Here is a 21,698-nt window from a genome sequence, read left to right as displayed (position 1 = left end):
AAAAGGCGAAATACCACGGGTCGAAAAGTCCAAAATCACCTGAACTCTTCTGTAACGCTCGTGAGGATCCGCACGGGTCCGCGCAGCCCGGACTCAACGAGCGGGTCATCAGGCTGGAAGAAGCGCCAGGTGGAAAAGGTTGCACGCCCTGGAGGCTTGGGCTGGTTGCGCGAATACCATTCCGGAAACGCCAGGATCGCACGTGTGCGGGGATCATACTCATTTTCCGACGGCAGCGATTCATCGCCGATCAGGCGATTGGCCAGAAGCGTGTTCACGTGGATTTCGAGATCATTCATCCCGCGTCGAACCAGGGCGGTGATCTCGGCCCGAAAAGGGGGCCGCCAGAGCGGGTCCAGCCACTCGCCGTTGAGCCGAACCTCCGCGATAACTGCCACCCGGCCAAGGTCCAGCCACAGCTTGCCGCTGTGCGCCAATTGATCCGAGCTCAGCTCGAATTGCTGCCGATATGTTGCTCGCCCGGCAAAGTTGCGAATCAGCGGCTCGTTGTGCTGTTGCAACGGAACAAGGTTAGTCATTGTGATTGGATCAGGCCACTTGCCTGGGCCGCTGAAAGCCACCTCCCATGGTCCCGACAGAAGGCGAGGTTCAGGCACCTGCAATACGTTCAGCTGCCCCCCGTCGCTGAGGCTGTATCTGCCGGGAGACCAGACATTGGCCCTGCGTCTCCCCTCCGCCTGAAACATTTCGAGGCCGGTTGGCAGCGCCGGATCCGGCACGCCGCGTCTCGACAATTCTGCAATGGCTGAATCCGAAAGCACGCCGGCCGAGATCTGCGGACGGGTCATATCACCATCGAAGTAGTAGATCGTCCTGCCTGGCAGGGGCGCCGCACCATATCCTGCTCGAATCCCACCCGCGGCAGCCCGGCCTTCCCGGACCTTGCGTCCGTTGATGAACAGAGAGGTGGTGCCGCCGCGACACGTGACTGCAACATGGGTCCATGAGGAGATCGGGGAGCGATGAACCATCAGCGCATTCAGGTTGTTTCCATTCCGCTCTGCGACGATGACGCCGTTGCGGCCGGCGGCGATTCCTAAAACGGACGAGTTTGCCTCACGCCCCGGCTGCGCAGGAATCACCCAGCTCTTGCCATTCTCCGCAACCGAACCGCCATCCTGGGGAATTCCCATCAGGTCGGTGTCGGGCTTGATCCATGCATGGACGGTGAAGGAATTTGTGGGTGGCACCGACACCGCGCGCTGTGTTGTTGCGGACGCATCCACGATGCGTCTGCCATCCCGCTCGACCCAGGCAACATGGGATTCCGCTGGTTTTCGGAAGACAACAAAGACGGATTCCGAGGGCTTGAGTGCGAGTGGGACACGTGTTCGGCCTGAGGTCATTTCGAACACTGCGCACGTCTCAATCGTTCCCGATTCAGGTTTCCACAGCTCAGGTTGCCGGCCTTCGACCCGGAAAGAAACCACGACGTTCTCGTCACGCCTCTGCCGGTTGGCGACGAAGTAGATATCCGCGTCCTTCACCCGGCGATGCAGCCACACAAGATCGGCATCGGGGTTTTCTGCAGTGAAGTCGAAATCGGGAGGTATTGAGTGATCGCGCAGGAGCTCTGCCGGAGGGGAGCTTGAAATGTGAAGGCCGTTGGTGTCCGACGTGTTCCAAAGCGTGTTCACGAGGGTTTCAAATTCGTCCTGGCTTGCCAGGCCGCCACGCAGTGTCGGGCAATGGACCGGTTTGGGACCCGCCACCACCGCGCCATGCGTCACCAACTCGTGCAGCTTGCGCAGAATCTGGGGCGTCATTGCATTCAGGTCTGGCGGCATCGCCAGGACCCGATAGCGAGCGCCACTTTCCAGGACTATGGTACCATTCTCCACGTGGGCCGAACGCAACAAGGTCTCTGCGTCAATGGCATCGAACTGATAGCCAGGTGGAAGTTCAGGTGTGATGCGTTTGGACATTTGCGGTGAACCTTCACCTGTGAAGTAAAGCACATCCGCGACGAAAGTTCCCTGCTGCAGCAGGAATTGTGATCGCGCGATATAGGCCAGCCATGGACCCGAGTGTTCAAACCAGGTGTTGTTGCGATCGAAATGGAATCCCCATGGGCCCATCGTCATTCCAGGAATCGCCGTTGGATGCGGCTGATGTGCGTAACGATGGAAATAAATTTGATTGCAGCCAAGGGAAAATGCGAGGTCGCCCGTGGCCTTCAGCCCGAAGGGATAATCCAGGAAGCGGCTTTGTTCTTCCGTCGCAGTGTAGGCTTCGGCCGCGACGATGGATTTTCCCTGAACGTGCGCGGCTGATGCCGCCAAGCGAATGCTCATCATGTCGTCCCAGGGGAAGTGCGCCCAGAATTCGCCCATGGGCACGTCGACCCGCCCGGCCACTTGGAGTTCATCGTAAGCTCCCGGACCCGCGCCGTACGGCTCAGCAAACAATCGCAACCCGCGCTGATTGCCAATGTCCTTCAATCCGCCGTAATAGTGATCGGCAACCAATTGAGCGTGGGTTCGTCGCAAATCCCAGAGGAACCGCTCGGAGGTTTCCGCACTGTCCACGTAGCGGCCCGTCATCGTTGGCAGAAACTGATGAATGTCGTAGCCGTTCAGCTCGCGAAATGCTACTTCGAAACCGGCTGTCCAATTCTGCACGCCCACTTCGTAGCTGTCGATTTCGAGGCCCGTGAATGATTTTCCCGCCTTGGGGCCCAGCGCGCGCAACAGCGGCCCCAATCCTTTCTCGAAATGGAACGCCGTCGCGCTGCGGCTCATTTTGTCGATTTCAAGCCCCACGCCGCTGTCGGGCGCCGCGATGTTCTGCTGCCCGCGCGGCGTGTATCCGAACCGGACAATTGTCCATTGCCCCTCAGGCGCAAGCCATCGCAAGGCGCCTTCAGCATTCATGTTGGTGGTGAGGTTCACAATCGATCGCGATTCGATCACAACCCTGTTTGTGTCCCCTTCAACACTGAACGGGCGCGCGGCACGGTACGAATGGTTCGCCTTGAAATTCCAATCGGGAAGTCTCGGAGCCGCGTGCAGTTCAACTTCCGTGATGCCGCGGGATCGGCGCGGTGTGATGCGAAAGAAGCGCGCCTGCACAGGTTGAAAGTTCGCAACCAGCGACGCGTCTTCAATGGCGCGCGGCGTCGCGGGAGACAATGTGGCGACGGGTGCGAACGTTTCCCCGTCGTCGCTGGATTCGAGTTCGAAGCCGACCGTGGCTCCGCCCGAGCTGTAATGAATGGTCGCAGCACGCGCGCTGAACGGCTCCGCAAATTCGAGCACGAGCGGATTTTCGGGCGACGCATTAATGGCCGTTGCGAGATCAGTGTCGATCAACAGACGTTTGTCCACCGACCCGCGCGCGCTCCGCACAGCTTTCAATGCTTCCGCGAAGGGCTTCTCTTCGCCCGGCAATGATGGAAACGCAAGGATGCAGATGTCGCGGTAATAATCGAGGCGCGTGAACGGCTGCGGCAGATTGATCTCCAAGGCGGTGCCGCCTTTCACGTGCGTCTCGCTCCAGACAAGCCGTTGCATGCTCATCTCGGGCGTGACCCATGGCCCGCCGCTGCTCGACCAGCCAGGACAATTGTGCATGGCGAGTTCCAGGCCCAGACGTTCGGCTTCGCGCGCGGCGTGGGACATCAATTCCAGCCAGTTCGTCCCGCCGTAATCAACAGCGCCCTTGGGGATGAATTCGCCGATGTTAAAAATCAGGGCCCCGCCGAGACCGGCCCGTTGCATGGCTTGAAGGTCGCGCGAAATGCCGTCGGCGGTTACATTGCCGTTCATCCACATCCAGAGGGTGCGCGCTTTTGCCTGCAGCGGTGGAAACCGGAAATTCCGTTCGAGATCGGGGTTTGCTGGATCCGCAGCAATCAGCGGCAGCGCTGCAGCAACAGCAGCGAGAGAGATGATCCGCACGGCGGCACGAGTCCAGTTCATAGAGAAGCGCGGTTACCCATAGCATTTCAGCAATCGGCTCGTCCACAGAAACAGGCGGGTCAATCCGACTGCGCGAGGAAATAGGTGCGGAATGTCAGCGTGAGTTCGTCACCGGATTGTCACATGCGTGCCAAGCAGTTGTCACACGCAGGAGGTTGAATCTGCGCATGAAGACATGCAGGCATTTCCGATTCCGACTGCCACGCGAGGACGCCGATGAACTGCGCGATGCGGATCCGCAGCCCTGCGATCTGTGTGACTCGCTTCCGCACCGTCGTGCCCGAAGAGCGGAAGCGGCCGACACAGGAGCGAGGGTTGGCTCAGGGACGTTAATCCGCGTCATTCCCACCCCCGGATTTGCGACGTTCCAAAGCCTGCCTCAGGAGGTACTCGATCTGGCCATTAACGCTTCGTAATTCGTCCGCCGCCCATTTTTCGAGCTCCTTCCAGAGGTCAGGAGGGATGCGCAACAGAAAGCTTTTGCGATCTTCGCTTGCCATGATCTCAGGCGTAGAGCGTGCCTGTATTAATCACCGGCGAAGCCTCAGATTCGCCGCAAAGAACAACGAGCAGGTTGCTGACCATGGCGGCTTTGCGTTCATCGTCCAGGTGCACAACCGATTTCTCGGCAAGTTCCCGCAAGGCCATGTCCACCATGCTAACCGCTCCATGAACAATCTTCTGGCGCGCTGCAATCACTGCTTCCGCCTGCTGCCGGCGAAGCATCGACTGCGCGATTTCAGGAGCGTATGCCAGATGCGTGAGGCGGGCTTCCTCAATTGTGACGCCGGCTTTTTCCAGCCGTTCCTGGAGTTCGTGTTTGAGCCCGGCAGCAACTTCATCAGCACTTTCGCGCAATGTGGGTTCATGTTCGTCGCCTCGGTCGTAAGCGTAGAGGCTCGCGAGGTGGCGGATGGCGGATTCGGCCTGAATATGAACATAGCTTTCGAAATCGTCGACATCGAACGCCGCCCGCGCAGTGTCTTCAACGCGCCAGACCACGACTGCGGCGATTTCAATCGGGTTCCCGCGTTTGTCGTTCACCTTGAGTTTCTCGCTGTTGAAGTTGCGGGCACGCAGCGAGATTTTTGCTGACGGGCCGGGTGCCCTGTGAGGAGTCTCGCCCGCTTTCACATTGTGCGCCGTGATGTATCCGTGGTCCTTGCTGGGACCGCGTGTTCGCGAATAAAGGGGGTTGGCCCACCAAAAGCCGCTTTGGCGGATAGTGCCCTTATACTCTCCAAACAAGATCAAGACCCTGGCCTCATTTGGCTGCAGAGAGAAATGGCCGCACAGCAGGATGATCGAAATGAATCCTACCAAAGCGATGGGAAGCAGCCACAGCAACAGGTTGTTCTCGTCCGTTTTGGCAGTGGCGATCAAGACTGCAATGGCGGCCAACAACATTCCGAAGAGCAGGCCCAGGTTAAACAGCAACATTGCCCAACCGCTCATGGCCGTAGCCTCCCGTTCCGAACTGACCGGCTTGTTTGATGGGTTCTTCATAGATTTCCTTTTGGTATCGATGTGATATCACTCCGATATGTCACTGGTCAACTCAATTTTGGTGCCGTGATGATCTGAAGTTGTTTCAGATTGTAATTGTCCGAATCGATGAATTCCTTAAATTGCAGTGGTCGTAATCAGTCCTTGTGAGTCACAGCATGGAAACCGTGTCAGCCTCTGGCCCCACCCCCGTCAGCGAGAGACGCTTCGCCGCAATCGTCAAACAAGTCACTGTGGGGATCAGCCAGGTCGATGTGACTGGACGGTTTTTGTTTGTGAACGACCGGTTCTGCCAGATCACCGGCTATCCGCGCAGGGAACTTCTCGAACTGCAAATGCAGGCGATCACGGCGCCGGAGCACTTGCAGCAAAACATGCTGTTGTTCGAACGCCTTTGGCGGGATGGCACTTCATTCGTCCTTGAGAAGGAGTACGTGCGCAAAGACGGTGCCCGCGTATGGGTGAGCAACAGTGTTGCGCCCGTCGTTGATGATTTGGGCAAGACCGAAAACGCAGTGTGCGTCACGGTCGACATCTCAGCGCGCAAGCGGGCGGAAGCATCGGCTTGCGAGACCCTGGAACGATACGAACGTCAGGTCCGCCTTTTTGAAGGCGTTGCGTCAACCACGCCGGATTTCGTTTATCTCTTCGATCTTCAAGGCCGTTTCCTTTATGCGAATCGGCGACTCCTGGAAGTGTGGGGAATGGTCCTGAACGACATCGTCGGCAAGACCTGCCGTGAACTCGGGTACGAGCAATGGCATCACGATATGCACATGCGGGAAATTGCGCAGGTTATCAATACCAAGTCATCGATCAAAGGCGAGGTCCCATTCAAGGCGCCAGGCACCGGAATCTTTGGCGTTTACGAATACATTTTCACGCCAGTCATTGGGCCTGATGGAAAAATCGAATTGATCGCGGGCACGACGCGCGATGTGACTGACCGCAAGCGCTCAGAACAGGCATTGCGGGAGAGCGAAGAGCGGTATCGAGAGCTCTTTACTTCAATGGCGGAAGGGTTTTGTGTTGTTGAGAAAATCGAATCGCCTGCAGGAATCGTGGATTTCCGCCATGTGGCTGCGAACCCGGCGGTTCCCCACCAATCAGGGGTTGAGATGGTGGCCGGAAGGACTGTCCGCGACATCCTTGGCACGGAAGCCGAAGACTGGATTCGCATTTACGACGAGGTTGCAACCTTCGGAAAACCGTTGCGCTTGCAACGCGATCTAAGGTCGGGTTCGCGGACGCTGGAGGTGTATGCGTTTCGCGTGGGCGATGGAACACGCCGGCAGGTTGGAGTTGTATTTCATGACATCACCGAACGGAAGCAGGCGGAGAGAGCGCTTGCCGAGGCGCAGCAGCAATTGCAAAAGCACGCTGAGATGCTTGAGAAGGCCGTTGCCGAGCGCACTGCGCGATTGCAGGAAACCATTGCAGAGCTCGAGGCGTTTTCCTACAGCGTCTCGCACGACATGCGATCTCCATTGCGCGCCATCGAAGGTTACGCGCGGGTGCTTGTGGAGGATTACCGCGGTGAGTTCAGCGCAGAAGCGCTGGGTTATATCGATCGCATGCAGAAAGCCGCGGCCCGACTGGACCTGCTCGTCCGGGATATCCTGACGTACAGCAAAGTCGCGAAGGGTGAAATCACGTTGTCACCCGTCAGCCTGGCGCCATTGATTGACGGGGTCATCGACCACTATCCCGACATCGCAGAGCACAAGGCGGGCGTTGTGGTTGATGTTTCCCGATGCGAACAGGTGCTTGGACACGAGGCTTACCTGACGCAGTGCGTCTCCAATCTCCTTCGCAACGCTGTGAAGTTTGTCGCGCCGGGTGTAAAGCCGCTCGTAAAAGTCGAATGCGAGGATCGCGGCGGGTCGGTGCGACTTTGGTTTCGCGACAATGGCATTGGCATCGCTCCCGAACATCGCCACCGTTTATTCCACATTTTTGGCCGGATTCATCCGGAAAGCCGTTTTCCCGGGACGGGAATTGGCCTTGCGATCGTGAAAAAGGCGATGGAACGAATGGAAGGAAGCGTCGGGTTTGAGTCTGATCCGGCTTCCGGAACCAGCTTTTGGATCGAGCTCACGAAGGCGTGACCGCAGCAGCGCTCGTTGGGGAGGAGGCACCCTCAACGAGTTCGCTCATCAAGGCGGCAACCGACGATTCAATCTTCCCCAGGGCGGAGTGGGGCTGTTCCCAGGCAAGGTCCTCGACGGACCAGAATTGAACCGTGTGGATCAAGGACGGAAACAGGCATTCCATTATGGGGCGATGTTCCGTCTCGCTCATTGCGATGCACCGACGGCAGGTGATGAAATCCGCGGCTTTGACCGCTTGTGGCATGCGGGTGCTTGCCGGGGCGATGTTTCGTTCAGCCAGCGCGGCGATCGCAAAGGTCGAGAGGAAGCCAGGATTCGTGTCGGGATGCGGTGTGAAACCCAACGAATGCGCCCGCAGTGGGATGCGGCGGCGGACTGCCAGATGATTAAACAGTTCCTCAGCAAACCGGCTTCGATAGTAGTTGCCAGTGCAGAGAAACAGGACATCGGCACCTGGTCTGGAAGGGCTCTGCTGCTCGGCGGTTGGCGCGTGGTCGTCAACCCCTGTGGCGGTTGTATGGATGCGCATGTGCAACAGACTTTCAGGAAAACTGCTGCCGTATTCAATCCAAAACAATAGAGCTACCGAGGGTCACTGCGCATTGCAAAATTTTTGACAAACCCGTTGACACGTTTTCGCTCGTTCCGTAATTTGCAGCGCTGTTAGTCGGGCCGTAAAAAGACGCACAATCCGTTTCGTCCCTCAGATTTCCGCAGGAAGAAAGCGGGGGAACGGTTTTTTGTCGTCTTTCAGGCATCAGGAAATTGAATCAGGAAATTGATTTTGGCCGGTGCCCATGTAGCTCAGTTGGCAGAGCACATCCTTGGTAAGGATGAGGTCATCAGTTCAATCCTGATCATGGGCTCCATTTAAGCAGCAGAAGCGCAATAATTAATCGCAGTCGTAAACAGACAAACACAGCAGGAGATCGCACATGGCAAAAGAGCAATTTCAACGAACGAAACCGCACGTCAATGTTGGCACGATCGGCCACGTTGACCATGGTAAATCCACCCTGACCGCGGCCATCGTCGCCGTTCAGAATCGCAAGGGCATGGCGCCTCCGATTTCGTATGCGGATATCACCAAGGGCGGCACGGTGCGCGACGAAACCAAGACCGTCACGATCGCTGTGTCTCACGTGGAATACGAGAGCCCCAAGCGGCATTACGCGCACGTGGATTGTCCCGGCCATGCTGACTATGTGAAGAACATGATCACGGGCGCGGCGCAAATGGATGGCGCAATCCTGGTTGTCAGCGCTGCTGACGGCCCGATGCCTCAGACCCGCGAACACATCCTCCTGGCCCGCCAGGTCGGCGTGCCGAGCATCGTGGTTTGCCTGAACAAGGTTGACCTCGCTGACGCGGACCTGCTGGAGCTGATCGAGATGGAAATTCGCGATCTCCTGACCAAGTATGGTTTCCCCGGTGAGAAGACCCCGATCATCCGCGCTTCCGCCACTGCTGCCCTCGCTGGCAAGCCCGAAGGTGAGAAGGCGATCTCCGACCTGCTGGACGCGTTGGACTCGTTCATTCCTGATCCCGTGCGCGAAGTCGACAAGCCATTCCTGATGTGCGTCGAAGACGTGTTCAACATTGAAGGCCGCGGAACTGTCGTGACGGGCCGTGTCGAACGTGGCGTTCTCAAGAAGATGGACGAAGTGGAAATCGTTGGCCTCCGCGACACGCGTAAAACCGTCGCGACGGACATCGAAATGTTCCGAAAGCTTCTGGATAGTGCGAATGCTGGCGACAACGTCGGCGTGCTGCTCCGCGGCACCAAGAAGGAAGAAGTCGAACGCGGCATGGTTCTCGCCAAGCCGGCATCGATTACGCCCCACACGAAGTTTAAGGCCGAAGTCTACGTCTTGACGAAAGACGAGGGTGGCCGGCACACGCCGTTCTTCACCAATTACCGCCCGCAGTTCTACTTCCGCACGTCCGACGTGACTGGAACATTGGCGCTGCCCGAGGGTGTGGAAATGGTCATGCCTGGCGATAACGTAGCGGTCGAAGTCGAACTGCAAAAGGCGGTTGCGATGGAAAAGGGCTTGCGTTTCGCAATTCGTGAAGGTGGCCGCACGATTGGCGCGGGCCGCGTTTCCGAAGTGATGAAGTAAGCAACTGGATTCGACAATTCTTTGGAGTGCGGGGATAAAATCCCCGCCTCCTTTTTTGTCGGAACGGATGGTATTTGCGGTTAGGGCGTTAGCTCAATTGGTAGAGTAGCGGTCTCCAAAACCGTTGGTTGCAGGTTCAAGTCCTGCACGCCCTGCCAGCCACGCTCCGCTGGATCTCGAATTTGGAATCTCAGATTTGAGATTCAGCGCAGCGTGGGAGAGGTGGCAGAGTGGTCTATTGCGGCGGTCTTGAAAACCGCTGTGCGTGAAAGCGCACCGGGGGTTCGAATCCCTCCCTCTCCGCCAGTCTCGGATTGCTGCGCTCATGAGCGAACGATTGCAACGCGCGGCAGGGTTGAGCGCCGGATAGTGAATCGCGCCTGAGCTTCCGCGAGGATGCGCCAACAGCGCAACTAAAACGAAGATTGCCGGAACGGCTAACATTTTGTGAATAAAGACTTAATCAAGATCGGGATTTGGATCGCTGTGGTCCTGGTTCTCTTCGTCATTGCATGGCGGAAGGGATTGCTGCTCAGGCTCTCGAATTACGTCGCCCAGACGAAGGAAGAGTTGCGCAAGTGCACGTGGCCGACATGGGATGAACTCAAGGGGTCAACTGTGCTGGTTGCCGTTTCCATCGCGGTTCTGGGCTTGTTCACAATCATTATCGACCGGGTGTTCTTCGAGGTTATCCTGCTCATTTCCAAGGCGTGATCGAAATATGAAAAGCCAGTGGTTCGTCATTCACACGCTTTCAGGCCAGGAGCAGAAGGTCAAGGAGAGCATCGAGAAACGCATTAAGCCCGAAGAGATGGGCGACTACATCAAGGAAGTCCTCGTTCCGATGGAAAAAGTCGTGGAAGTCCGAAATCAGAAGAAGACCGTTTCCACTCGCAAGCTTTGGCCCGGGTATGTGTTTGTCGACATGGTGCTGCTGGATGAGAACAAGCGCCTCATTGAGAAGCCCTGGTACTTCATCAAGGAAACCCAGGGCGTGATTGGGTTTGTCGGCGGTGAGCCGCCCACGCCAACTCCGGCCGACGAGGTCGAATCGATTAAAGCCCAGATTTCAGCGTCTGAAGAGACCGAGAAGCCGAAGGTCAATTTCGACATTGGCGAGACAATCAAGATCAACAATGGTCCATTTCTCAATTTCAGTGGTATTATTGAGGAAATTGAGCCTGATCGTGGCAAGCTCAAGGTGACTGTGAATATCTTCGGCCGCAATACGCCTGTGGAACTGGAGTATTGGCAGGTGGAGAAGGCGTAAACAATTTATGGTTTATATTGGATGATCTCTGGTTGGCGACGTTGGGAACACCATGGTGTTCGCGCCGCGAGCCTGTAAATCGTCAGTGGTAAACCGAAGTCGCAAATACTTGTATGGCAAAGAAAGTTACAGGACAGATCAAGCTGCAGATTCCGGCCGGGCAGGCCAACCCAGCGCCCCCCGTGGGTCCCGCGCTCGGTCAGCACGGCGTCAACATCATGGCGTTCTGCAAGGAATTCAATGCAGCCACGAAGGCCGACGCTGGTCTGGTAATCCCGGTGGTCATTACTGTTTACCAGGACAAATCGTTTACCTTCATCACCAAGTCGCCCCCAGCCGCGGTTCTGCTCAAGAAGGCGGCCGGAATCACCGCTGGTTCCAAGGTGCCGCACAAGGAAAAGGTCGGCAAAGTCAGCCGCAAGCAGGTGATGGAAATCGTCAAGATGAAGTACAAGGACATGAACTCTGCTTCGGAAGAAGCCGCTTTCCGGGTGATCTCGGGCACGGCACGAAGCATGGGCATCGACGTCGTTGGCTAAGATTTTATAGATCTCACAAGACCGGAACGGTCGTGGGACCTATCTCAAAACAAACACACAACCGCGGGAGAGCCAAAAGCTCGCTTGCACCGCATTCCATAAATGCCCAGTAAACGATTCAAAAAAGCGTTGGAAATGGTGGACACCCGGAAAACGTATCCGTTGAAGTCCGCCGTTGAAGTCCTGCACAAGTTTCCCAAGGCCAAGTTCAACGAAAGCGTTGATCTTGCCTTCCGACTGGGTGTGGATCCCAAGCAGTCAGACCAGATGGTCCGTGGAACGGTTCCTCTGCCGCACGGCAGCGGAAAGACCGTGCGGGTTCTCGTGTTTGCAAAGAGCGGTCCTGCAGCCGATGCAGCGCGCGCCGCGGGCGCGGAGTTCGTTGGCTTTGAGGACATGATCAAGAAGTGCACCGACGGATGGACGGATTTTGACGTCGCCGTTGCCACTCCTGAGGCGATGGTGGAAGTTCGCAAACTGGGCAAGGTCCTGGGACCACGCGGTCTTATGCCAAACCCGAAGACTGGAACGGTCACCGAAGACACTGCCCGAGCAGTCCGCGAAGTGAAGGCCGGCCGTGTGGAATTCAAAATCGATAAGGCCGGAAACATTCACGTGCCAGTCGGCAAGGCGTCGTTTGCGCCCGCCCAGCTCGAGGAGAATGCCCGTGCTGTGATCGACGCGGTTGCCAAGGCAAAACCTTCCAGCGTGAAGGGAACTTACATCCAGAGTTGCACGATTTCGGCGACCATGAGCCCCGGTGTGGCTGTGGATTTGCGCGAGTTCGCTGCCTAACCTCCAACGAAACACGAACATGCGTCTCGAAAAGAAAACTTTAACACAGGAATATCTCACGCGGTTGAACGCGTCGCCGTTCTTCATCGTTGTGGATTATCAAGGCCTCAAAGTGGGTCACATGACGGAACTCCGGAAGCGCCTTCGCGGCGCTGGCGCGGAGGTTCACGTCGTGAAGAACTCGATCTTCCGCATTGCTGCGAAGGAAGCTGGCGTTGCGGATCTGAACGGCTCACTGGCCGGCCAGCTTGCCGTTGTCACGGGGCAGAAGGACATTTCCGCGGCTGCGAAGATCGTAAAGACCTTTGCGGCGGAATTTGAAAAGCTGAAGCTCAAGTTCGGCTTCCTTAACAATCAGCGCCTGGCTGACACTGACCTGATTGCGCTGGCGGATCTTCCTTCCATAGAGGTGCTCCGTGGCCGGTTGCTGGGTGTTTTGAACGCTCCAGCGACCAAGCTGGTCGTATTGCTGAACACTCCTGCAACCCAGCTGGCGCGCGTGCTCCAGGCCAAGGCGGAGAAAACCCAATAACCGACGGATTTCACGTTTGTTCAGTCTGCAAGTTGCACAAACGCAAATCTGGGATAAATTTCCGGCCCGTTTTAGCCAGCGGGCCGGGATACAACAAAAACAACGTAAATCGTCGGTTCAAAACGAACTTAAACCTCCCGCAATGTGACGCACTGGCGCAAATGCGATGGTGATATGCGGAGACGACGAGACGAAAGGTAACATGGCGTTAGACAAAGCAAGTATTGTAGATCAATTGAGCAACGCGACAGTCATCGAGATCGCTGACCTCGTGAAAGAGCTCGAAAACAAGTGGGGTGTCACGGCCGCTGCGCCTGTCGCAGTTGCTGCTGCTGGTGGTGGCGGTGGAGCTGCGGCTCCTGCAGAAGCTGCCAAGGACACATTTGACGTGATCCTGGCATCCGTTCCGGCAGACAAGAAGATCGCAGTGATCAAGGCTGTTCGCGAAGTGAAAGCCGGCCTCGGCCTGGCGGAAGCCAAGGCGCTGGTTGAAGGTGCTCCGAAGCCCGTGCTCGAGGGAGCCAACAAGGCGGATTCTGATGCCGCCAAAAAGAAACTTGAAGAAGCCGGCGGCAAGGTTGAAGTAAAGTAAACCTGCGTTTGAATCTGGGGCGGCGGCTTTGTGTCGCCGCCCCACTTTCACCTGCGGAAGCGGAATATTTTTGGGAGTTTTTCGATTAACAGACAGAAGGGCATCGAGCCATTTCGGTGACTGAAAGTCGGGCAAGTTCGCTGTTCATACAGGGTACTTGCCTTGTGTCGTTTAGAAGAAATAACGGGCCAGCCATACAGCTTGCCCACAGTGATTAAGGTCAAAATGCCATCGCGAGCAACAGAACGTGTCAACTTCGGTAAGATCAAGGAAATCATCGCGCCACCGAACCTCATCGAATTGCAGACCAATTCGTATCGTGAGTTCCTGCAGGCGGAAATCCCGCAGTCCAAGCGGAAAAATCTGGGACTGCAAGCCGTGTTCACGGAAGTTTTCCCTATCGAGAGCTATGACGGGAAATGCGTGCTCGACTTTCATTCCTACGAGATTGGCGAGCCCAAGCTCGACTGGCTGGAATGCCTGCGCGAGGGATTGACCTACGGCGCCCCGCTGTACGTCACATTCCTCCTGAAGGAAGAAAAGGGAACCAAGGAAGAAAAAGTGTTCATGGGCGAACTCCCGCTCATGACGCCCCAGGGCACATTCGTCATCAACGGCGCCGAACGCGTCATCGTGAGCCAGTTGCACCGCTCCCCCGGGCTTGCCTTCGAAGCCACCCAGCATCCCAACGGCAAAACGCTGCATTCATTCCGCATCATCCCGGACCGAGGTTCGTGGTACGAGGCCCAGTTCGACACCAGCGACCTGCTCTATGTCTATCTGGATCGCAAAAAGCGCCGCCGGAAATTCCTGACAACCACACTGTTCCGCGCGCTCAGTTTCCTGGATTCCGAAGGCAAGGAAGCCAAGGGCAAGGATGCCGACAAGAGTCGCGGATCCGATGAAGAAATTTTGCGGCTGTTCTACGACATCGAAGAGATGAGTGTGAAAGAAGCCGAAAAGCATGATGACCTGCCTAACAAGGTTTTGATCGAGGATGCCGTTGACCAGGACAAGGGTCTTGTCGTGGCGCGCGCCTTCGAACCGCTGTCGAAAGCGGTCGTGAAGCAGATCGCCGAACTCGGCGTCAACAAAATCAAGGTGGTCGACACGACCGCGGACGAGGGGATCGTCATCAAGTGCATGAAGAAGGATCCCGCGAAGAACGAGGAGGAGGCGTTGAAGGATATTTATCGCCGCCTTCGCCCTGGAGATCCACCGACTGCCGCCAACGCCCGCGCGTTGATCAAGCGTCTGTTCTTCGATCCGAAACGCTATGATCTCGGACGCGTCGGCCGTTACAAGATCAATCAGAAGCTCGGCATCAAGGGTGGCGACTCACGCATCCTGACAAAGGAAGATCTCGTTGCGGCGACGAAGTACCTGCTCCGCTTGAAGAAGGGCGAGGGCACGCTGGATGACATCGATCATTTGGGCAGCCGCCGTGTTCGTACCGTGGGTGAACTGCTGGCGAATCAATGCCGCGTGGGCCTTGCCCGCACAGAACGCCTCGTCAAGGAGCGCATGACGCTGTTTGACCAGGGCGTAGAAGCAATGTCGCCGCAGAAGCTTATCAATCCGAAGGCGCTATCGGCTGTGATCCGCGATTTCTTTGGTCGCAGCCAGTTGTCGCAGTTCATGGACCAGATCAACCCGCTCGCCGAACTGACGCACAAGCGCCGGTTGTCTGCGCTCGGGCCTGGCGGTCTCTCACGCGATCGCGCCGGATTCGAAGTCCGCGACGTTCATCCGTCGCATTACGGCCGCATTTGTCCCGTGGAAACCCCTGAAGGGCCGAACATCGGTTTGATTGCGTCACTCGCAACCTTCGCCCGAATCAACGACTTCGGATTCCTCGAGACTCCGTATCGCAAGGTTGAGAGCGGAAAGGTCAGCGAACGCATTGAATATCTGACTGCGGATCGTGAAGAGGCCTACACCATCGCACAGGCAAATACGCCAGTGGATGACAAGGGCAAGTTCACGCAACCCACCGTTGTGTGCCGCAGCCGCGGCGACTTCGTGGATCTTGAACCGGCCCGCGTTGATTACATGGATGTTTCACCGAAGCAGCTCGTCTCGGTTGCTGCCTCGCTGATTCCATTCCTGGAGCACGACGACGCCAATCGCGCGCTGATGGGCTCAAACATGCAACGCCAGGCAGTGCCGTTGCTGGTGACGGAGTCTCCGCTCGTCGCGACGGGTCTCGAGGATCGGGTTGCCCGGGATTCCCGCGCAGTCATCGTTGCTGAGGAAGCCGGCAAAGTCGCGTCGGTTGTTGGCAATCAGATCATTATTTCGACGGACGGCAAGCTGCCGGACACCAAGAAGAAGATTAAGACGGACGCGGAGAAGGGCGTTTGGGTTTACCCCGTGCGCAAGTTCATGCGTTCAAACGCAGCCACCTGCATCAACCAGAAGATCCTGGTCAAAAAGGGTGAGCATGTGAAGAAGGGCCAGGTCATTGCTGACGGTCCGTGCACTCAGGGCGGCGAACTCGCTCTCGGGCGGAACGTGCTCGTCGCGTTCATGCCGTGGAACGGTTACAACTTCGAAGATGCCATCCTGATCAGCGAAAAGATCGTTAAGGAAGACATCTTCACATCGATCCATATCGATGAATTCGAAGTGGCCGCCCGCGATACCAAGCTTGGGCCTGAAGAAATCACCCGCGACATCCCGAACCTTGGCGATGAAGCGTTGAAGAACCTCGGGCCGGACGGTGTCATTCGCGTCGGCGCCGAAGTGAAACCTGGCGACATTCTCGTCGGGAAAATCACTCCGAAGTCCGAAACGGAACTGGCGCCGGAAGAGCGATTGCTGCGCGCCATTTTCGGTGAAAAGGCCGCAGACGTTAAGGATACTTCGCTGAAGGTCCCCTCGGGCACCTACGGCATCGTGATGGACGTGAAGGTTTCTTCCAAGAAGGAATCGGAACGCGAACGCGCTGTCATTACTGAGGAGAAGAAGCAGGCCAAGCAGGTCGAGGACGAATACAAGAAGAAGACCGACGAACTGCGCGATCAACTGACTGAAGCGCTCTCGAACATCCTCCTGGGTGAAAAAATTCCTCTCGATGTCGTGAACAGCGAAACCGGGGAGATCATCATCCCGGCCAATCGCAAGATCACGAAGACGCTGCTGCGCAAGCTCGCGATGGTTTACGATCGCATCGAGATCGATCCTTCGCCGATTCGCAACAAGATCAACGAGATCATTGGCCAGTTTAAGAAGAAGTTCGACGACCTGCAGATGCAGTACGACGAAGAGATGGAACGCGCTGAAGCCGGTGAAGGCACCGACAGCGGCGTGGTCAAGTCCGTCAAGGTCTACATCGCTTCCAAGCGCAAGCTCTCGGTCGGTGACAAGATGGCGGGACGCCATGGTAACAAGGGTGTCATTGCCAAGATCGTTGCCGAAGAGGACATGCCCTTCCTGCAGGACGGAACCCCGGTGGAGATCGTTTTGAATCCGCTGGGCGTGCCTTCCCGTATGAATGTCGGGCAGTGTCTCGAAACTCACTTGGGCTGGGCGGCAAAGCTGCTCGGAATGAAGTTTGCGACGCCTGTGTTCGATGGCATCAAGGAAAAGGAAATTCGCGGGTTCCTTGACCAGGCGAAACTGCCGAACCATGGCAAGGCACACCTCGTCGACGGACGCACGGGAGAACGCTTCGACCAGGAAGTGGTTGTCGGCTACATCTACATGATGAAGCTGGGACATCTCGTGGCGGACAAGATCCACGCACGTGCTGTCGGACCGTACTCGCTGGTCACCCAGCAACCCTTGGGCGGCAAGGCGCAGTATGGCGGCCAGCGGTTCGGCGAAATGGAAGTCTGGGCTATGGAAGCCTATGGCGCCGCCTACACGCTGCAGGAGTTGCTCACGGTCAAGTCAGACGACGTCCAGGGCCGCACGCGCATCTACGAAAGCATTGTCAAAGGCGACAACTCACTGGAGGCCGGCATTCCGGAATCCTTTAACGTGCTGGTGAAGGAAATGCAGTCGCTCGGACTGGACGTGAAGGTTGGATATTCCAACCCCGTCGAGCAGGCGGCTTCCGAACCGGCAGTGGCTCTTTAATCCGAATTGAAATTGAGTGCGGGGAAACCCGCTGGAAGAAATCTGTATGATTAGCACCAAAGAAAGCGCGCGTGAGTTGCTTGGCTTGGACAAGGTGAATCAGGTGGAGTACGTCGCGATCTCGGTCGCGTCACCCGATGCCATTCGTTCCTGGTCCAAAGGCGAAGTCAAAAATCCCGAGACCATTAATTACCGCACGTTCAAGCCCGAAAAAGGCGGCCTGTTCTGCGAACGCATTTTCGGCCCTGTGAAGGATTGGGAATGTTCCTGCGGAAAATATAAGCGCATCAAGCACCGCGGGGTCGTTTGTGATCGCTGTGGCGTGGAAGTGACGCTTGCCCGCGTTCGTCGCGAACGCATGGGCCATATCGAACTGGCCGTTCCCGTCTGCCATATCTGGTTCTTCAAGTGCATGCCGTCCCGGATCGGCCTTGCACTGGACATGACTGCCCGCAACCTCGAGCGGGTCATTTACTACGAAGATTACATGGTGATCGATCCGGGTTCGACGCCGCTCAAACAGAACCAATTGTTGAGCGAGCACGAATACCGTGAGGCGCGTGAAACCTACGGACCCGACGCGTTCCTGGCAAAGATGGGAGCCGAAGCCGTGCGGGATGCTTTGTCGAAGGTTGACCTTGCGAAGCAGATCGACGCGTTGCAGATCGGCATGACCGAAACCAAGAGCAAGCAGATCCGCAAGAAAATTGCCAAGCGAATCAAGCTGCTCCAGGGCCTGCAGCAGTCCAAGAGCCGTCCGGAATGGATGATCCTCACTGTGCTGCCTGTCATTCCACCGGACCTGCGTCCGCTGGTTCCCCTCGAAGGCGGCCGATTTGCGACGTCCGACCTGAACGACCTGTATCGCCGCGTCATCAACCGCAACAATCGGTTGAAGAACCTGCTCCAGCTCAAGACGCCTGAAGTGATCATTCGCAACGAAAAGCGCATGTTGCAGGAAGCCGTGGACGCTCTGTTCGACAACGGCCGACATGGCCGTGCCGTGACAGGCGCCGGAAATCGCGCGCTTAAGTCGCTGTCCGACATGCTCAAGGGCAAGAGTGGACGCTTCCGCCAGAACTTGCTCGGGAAACGCGTGGATTACTCTGGCCGTTCCGTGATCGTCATTGGTCCAGAACTGAAGCTGAATCAGTGCGGTTTGCCGAAGAAAATGGCGCTCGTGCTGTTCGAACCGTTCATCATCCGCCGCCTCAAGGAACTCGGCTACGTGCACACTGTGCGCTCAGCCAAGAAGATGATTGAGCGCCAGACCAGCGAGGTTTGGGATATTCTCGAAGAAGTCACGCGAGGACACGCAGTCATGCTGAACCGCGCGCCAACGTTGCATCGACTGTCGGTGCAGGCATTCGAACCGCAGCTGATTGAAGGCGAAGCCATTCGCATTCATCCGCTGGTTTGTACCGCCTACAACGCGGACTTCGACGGCGACCAGATGGCTGTTCACGTGCCCCTGTCGGTGGAAGCGCAGATGGAAGCGCGCCTGCTGATGATGGCGACCAACAACATCTTCTCGCCTTCATCCGGCAAACCGATCATCACGCCTACACAGGACATTACGCTGGGCTGTTATTACCTCACGGCCGAACCCCGCACACCTGCGCCTACAGACTCGCGCACGCTGAAGCTCTTCGGATCCAAGTCCGAGGTGATCTTCGCGTTTGACGATGGCGCTGTGACGACGCATGAGCGGATTCGCATGGCAAACCCCGACATCGGCAAGCAAACCGTTTACGGCGACGCGAACCGCAAGGTCATCGAAACGACAGTCGGCCGCGTGATCTTCTCTGAGATCTGGCCGTCGGAATTGGGCTTCCCCAACAAGGTTGTGAAGAAGAGCGAGATCGGCGATCTCATCTGGCGCTGCTACAAGGTTTGCGGCCATGAGAAAACAGTCATCATGCTCGACAAACTCAAGGAACTCGGCTTCCGCGAGGCAACTAAGGCCGGCGTGTCGATCGGCATCGACGACATGATCATTCCCGTTGAGAAGGATCAAGAGATCGAAGCCGCGCAAAAGCAAATCAAGGAAGTTGAGAAGCAGTATCGCAAGGGTGTCATCACTCCTGGCGAACGCTACAACAAGATCATCGACATCTGGACGCATTGCACCGACCAGATCGCAAACGTCATGTTCCGCACGCTGGAGAAGAACCAGGGCAAGAAGGAATTCAATCCTGTCTACCTGATGGTGGATTCCGGCGCCCGCGGCAATCGCCAGCAGGTTCGCCAGCTCGCAGGTGTTCGCGGACTGATGGCCAAGCCGAGCGGCGACATCATCGAAAAACCGATTTTGTCGAACTTCCGCGAAGGCCTGACGGTGCTCGAATACTTCATCTCGACGCACGGCGCCCGCAAGGGTCTTGCCGATACCGCGCTCAAGACCGCTGACTCGGGTTACATGACCCGCAAGCTGGTCGATGTGGCGCAGGACGTGATCATCCGCGAGGAAGATTGCGGCACCTCGAATGGTATTTGGGTGCAGGCGATCTCGGAAGGTGACGACGTGGTCGTGAAGCTTGCTGACCGGTTGGTCGGCCGCTTCTCGTGCGATGACGTCAAGAACCCCAACAATCCGAAGGAATCGCTAGCCCAAGCCAATAACGAGATCGATGAGATCCGGGCAAAGGCAATCGACACGGCTGGGGTTGAGAAGGTGAAGATCCGGTCCGTGCTCACGTGCGAAAGCAAGCATGGCGTCTGCAAATATTGTTACGGACGCAACCTGGCAACCGGTCTCCTGGTCAAGCTCGGCGAAGCGGTCGGCATCATTGCCGCCCAGTCAATCGGCGAGCCCGGAACGCAGTTGACGATGCGTACGTTCCATATCGGTGGAACGGCTTCGGCTCAATTCAAGGTCCCGCAGATCAAAGCCAAGTTCGAAGGCAAAATCCGTTACAACGATCTCCGCATCGTGCAGCTCGAGGATGGCAACAACATCGTTCTGAACAAGAACGGTTCGGTGTCGATCATGGGCGAAGACGGCCGCGAACTGGAGAATCACAATGTCGTGATCGGCGCAGTCATCTCTGCGGTCGACGGTGGCACGGTGAAGAAGGGCGAAACCTTCGTTCAATGGGATCCTTACAACGTTCCAATTCTCTCGGAGAAGGCAGGACGCGTGAAGTTCCATGACATCATCGAAGGTGTCACGATGAAGCAGGAAATGGATGAGCAGACCCAGCAGGAAGCCATGGTCGTCATCGAACACAAGGAAGACCTGCATCCGCAGATCATCATTCTCGACGACGAGAATGAGATCACGGCGAGCTACCCGATTCCTTCAGGCGCTCATATCGTGGTGAACGAGAACGACAAGATCGTCGCGGGAACCCTGATGGCCAAGACTCCGCGCAAGAGTGCGAAGACAAAGGACATTACGGGTGGTCTCCCACGCGTCGCGGAACTGTTCGAAGCCCGCCGTCCAAAGGACGCCGCGGAGATTTCGAAGATTGACGGCATCGTTGACTTCGGACCGAGTGTCCGCGGCAAGCGCTGCATTGTCATCAAGGACCAGCAGACGGCCGTGGAAGAGGAACACCTCATCCCGATCGGCAAGCACGTCATTGTGTTCAAGGGCGATTACGTCAAGAAAGGCCAGCAGTTGACTGAAGGCCCGATCGACCCGCACGAAATTCTGGACATCTGCGGACCGCAGGAGTTGCAGGAACATCTCGTCAACGAAGTCCAGGAGGTTTACCGCCTCCAGGGTGTGACGATCAATGACAAGCACATTGAAATCATCGTGCGCCAAATGCTGCGCAAGGTGCGGATCACTGAACCTGGCGACACCACATTCCTGTGGGGAGAGCAGATCGACAAGCTGGAGTTCGAGGAAGAAAATTCGCGCGTCGAGAAGATGGGCGGCAAACCCGCGGAAGCACAACCTGTGCTCCTCGGTATTACCAAAGCATCGCTCGAAACCGAAAGCTTCCTGAGCGCCGCGTCGTTCCAGGATACCACCCGTGTCCTGACCGAGGCTGCCACCCGGGCTAAGGTCGATTACCTGCGCGGGTTCAAGGAGAATGTGATCATGGGACACATCATCCCGGCGGGCACTGGCTTCGATCATCATCGCAAAGTCACACTGAAGGCTTTGGTAGAGTTGCCCGAGGAACCGCTCCTCGAGGATGCATTGGAAACCGCGCCAACGGAAAATCCGTTGGTTGGCTGATCCTCGCAGAATTA

14 protein-coding genes and 3 tRNA genes are annotated in these 21,698 nt (G+C 56.9%); 13 read left to right on the top strand and 4 right to left on the bottom strand.

Annotated elements, in window-relative coordinates:
- Positions 1-35: 35 nt before the first annotated feature.
- The 3 genes from VEH04_14605 to VEH04_14595 form a co-directional block, all read right to left on the bottom strand.
- Positions 36-3,941 (bottom strand): glycosyl hydrolase, encoded by a 3,906-nt coding sequence (locus tag VEH04_14605; GenBank protein ID HYG24008.1) that lies wholly within the window; start codon positions 3,939-3,941, stop codon positions 36-38.
- Between the two features lie 329 nt (positions 3,942-4,270).
- Positions 4,271-4,441: an Arc family DNA binding domain-containing protein gene (locus VEH04_14600; protein ID HYG24007.1), complete on the bottom strand. Its 171-nt coding sequence runs from the start codon at positions 4,439-4,441 to the stop codon at positions 4,271-4,273.
- Between the two features lie 4 nt (positions 4,442-4,445).
- Entirely contained in the window at positions 4,446-5,447 is a 1,002-nt protein-coding gene (locus VEH04_14595; protein ID HYG24006.1) for an SPFH domain-containing protein, read from the bottom strand.
- Positions 5,448-5,605: 158 nt separating this feature from the next.
- Here VEH04_14595 and VEH04_14590 point away from each other — a divergent pair, with 158 nt between their 5' ends.
- Complete coding sequence (locus VEH04_14590; GenBank protein ID HYG24005.1) at positions 5,606-7,555, top strand: PAS domain S-box protein; 1,950 nt, start codon at positions 5,606-5,608, stop codon at positions 7,553-7,555.
- On the opposite strand, the gene VEH04_14585 is transcribed toward VEH04_14590, so the two are convergent.
- Entirely contained in the window at positions 7,542-8,087 is a 546-nt protein-coding gene (locus VEH04_14585; protein ID HYG24004.1) for a low molecular weight phosphatase family protein, read from the bottom strand. The two genes, VEH04_14590 and VEH04_14585, sit on opposite strands and share 14 nt — an antisense overlap.
- A 264-nt stretch (positions 8,088-8,351) precedes the next feature.
- Between VEH04_14585 and VEH04_14580 the strand changes: the two genes are divergently transcribed.
- From VEH04_14580 to rpoC, 12 genes are all read left to right on the top strand, one after another.
- Positions 8,352-8,427: transfer RNA gene (locus VEH04_14580), tRNA-Thr, on the top strand.
- A 66-nt stretch (positions 8,428-8,493) separates the two neighbouring features.
- A complete protein-coding gene (gene tuf / locus VEH04_14575) occupies positions 8,494-9,681 on the top strand; it encodes an elongation factor Tu (protein ID HYG24003.1) in 1,188 nt (395 codons plus the stop codon).
- A gap of 82 nt (positions 9,682-9,763) precedes the next feature.
- Positions 9,764-9,839, top strand: a tRNA-Trp gene (locus VEH04_14570).
- Between the two features lie 58 nt (positions 9,840-9,897).
- Positions 9,898-9,987 (top strand) — tRNA-Ser (locus tag VEH04_14565).
- A 141-nt stretch (positions 9,988-10,128) separates the two neighbouring features.
- Positions 10,129-10,395 carry a preprotein translocase subunit SecE gene (secE, locus tag VEH04_14560; protein ID HYG24002.1) on the top strand — a complete coding sequence of 89 codons (267 nt, stop codon included), beginning with the start codon at positions 10,129-10,131 and terminating at the stop codon, positions 10,393-10,395.
- Between the two features lie 7 nt (positions 10,396-10,402).
- Complete coding sequence (gene nusG / locus VEH04_14555) at positions 10,403-10,951, top strand: transcription termination/antitermination protein NusG (GenBank protein ID HYG24001.1); 549 nt, start codon at positions 10,403-10,405, stop codon at positions 10,949-10,951.
- Between the two features lie 113 nt (positions 10,952-11,064).
- Positions 11,065-11,490 (top strand): 50S ribosomal protein L11, encoded by a 426-nt coding sequence (gene rplK, locus VEH04_14550; protein HYG24000.1) that lies wholly within the window; start codon positions 11,065-11,067, stop codon positions 11,488-11,490.
- 102 nt (positions 11,491-11,592) lie between these two features.
- Positions 11,593-12,285, top strand: coding sequence for a 50S ribosomal protein L1 (gene rplA, locus VEH04_14545; protein HYG23999.1), 693 nt, complete (start codon positions 11,593-11,595; stop codon positions 12,283-12,285).
- 19 nt (positions 12,286-12,304) lie between these two features.
- Entirely contained in the window at positions 12,305-12,817 is a 513-nt protein-coding gene (gene rplJ, locus VEH04_14540; GenBank protein HYG23998.1) for a 50S ribosomal protein L10, read from the top strand.
- 202 nt (positions 12,818-13,019) lie between these two features.
- Complete coding sequence (rplL, locus tag VEH04_14535; GenBank protein HYG23997.1) at positions 13,020-13,409, top strand: 50S ribosomal protein L7/L12; 390 nt, start codon at positions 13,020-13,022, stop codon at positions 13,407-13,409.
- A gap of 225 nt (positions 13,410-13,634) precedes the next feature.
- Positions 13,635-17,492: a DNA-directed RNA polymerase subunit beta gene (rpoB, locus tag VEH04_14530; GenBank protein ID HYG23996.1), complete on the top strand. Its 3,858-nt coding sequence runs from the start codon at positions 13,635-13,637 to the stop codon at positions 17,490-17,492.
- Positions 17,493-17,538: 46 nt separating this feature from the next.
- Entirely contained in the window at positions 17,539-21,684 is a 4,146-nt protein-coding gene (gene rpoC / locus VEH04_14525; GenBank protein ID HYG23995.1) for a DNA-directed RNA polymerase subunit beta', read from the top strand.
- Positions 21,685-21,698 lie beyond the last annotated feature (14 nt).

This window comes from Verrucomicrobiia bacterium, from assembly GCA_035629175.1.
GTDB lineage: Bacteria > Verrucomicrobiota > Verrucomicrobiia > Limisphaerales > DASXHY01 > DASXHY01.
Note: the sequence above shows the minus strand (reverse complement) of the source record. Positions and strands in the feature narration are given on the sequence as shown.

Bases quoted from the DNA above. Each gene is read 5' to 3' on its own strand.
- VEH04_14605 (HYG24008.1), bottom strand. From the start codon at position 3,941: ATGAACTGGACTCGTGCCGCCGTGCGGATCATCTCTCTCGCTGCTGTT.
- VEH04_14600 (HYG24007.1), bottom strand. From the start codon at position 4,441: ATGGCAAGCGAAGATCGCAAAAGCTTTCTGTTGCGCATCCCTCCTGAC.
- VEH04_14595 (HYG24006.1), bottom strand. From the start codon at position 5,447: ATGAAGAACCCATCAAACAAGCCGGTCAGTTCGGAACGGGAGGCTACG.
- VEH04_14590 (HYG24005.1), top strand. From the start codon at position 5,606: ATGGAAACCGTGTCAGCCTCTGGCCCCACCCCCGTCAGCGAGAGACGC.
- VEH04_14585 (HYG24004.1), bottom strand. From the start codon at position 8,087: ATGCGCATCCATACAACCGCCACAGGGGTTGACGACCACGCGCCAACC.
- tuf (HYG24003.1), top strand. From the start codon at position 8,494: ATGGCAAAAGAGCAATTTCAACGAACGAAACCGCACGTCAATGTTGGC.
- nusG (HYG24001.1), top strand. From the start codon at position 10,403: ATGAAAAGCCAGTGGTTCGTCATTCACACGCTTTCAGGCCAGGAGCAG.
- rplK (HYG24000.1), top strand. From the start codon at position 11,065: ATGGCAAAGAAAGTTACAGGACAGATCAAGCTGCAGATTCCGGCCGGG.
- rplA (HYG23999.1), top strand. From the start codon at position 11,593: ATGCCCAGTAAACGATTCAAAAAAGCGTTGGAAATGGTGGACACCCGG.
- rplJ (HYG23998.1), top strand. From the start codon at position 12,305: ATGCGTCTCGAAAAGAAAACTTTAACACAGGAATATCTCACGCGGTTG.
- rplL (HYG23997.1), top strand. From the start codon at position 13,020: ATGGCGTTAGACAAAGCAAGTATTGTAGATCAATTGAGCAACGCGACA.
- rpoB (HYG23996.1), top strand. From the start codon at position 13,635: ATGCCATCGCGAGCAACAGAACGTGTCAACTTCGGTAAGATCAAGGAA.
- rpoC (HYG23995.1), top strand. From the start codon at position 17,539: ATGATTAGCACCAAAGAAAGCGCGCGTGAGTTGCTTGGCTTGGACAAG.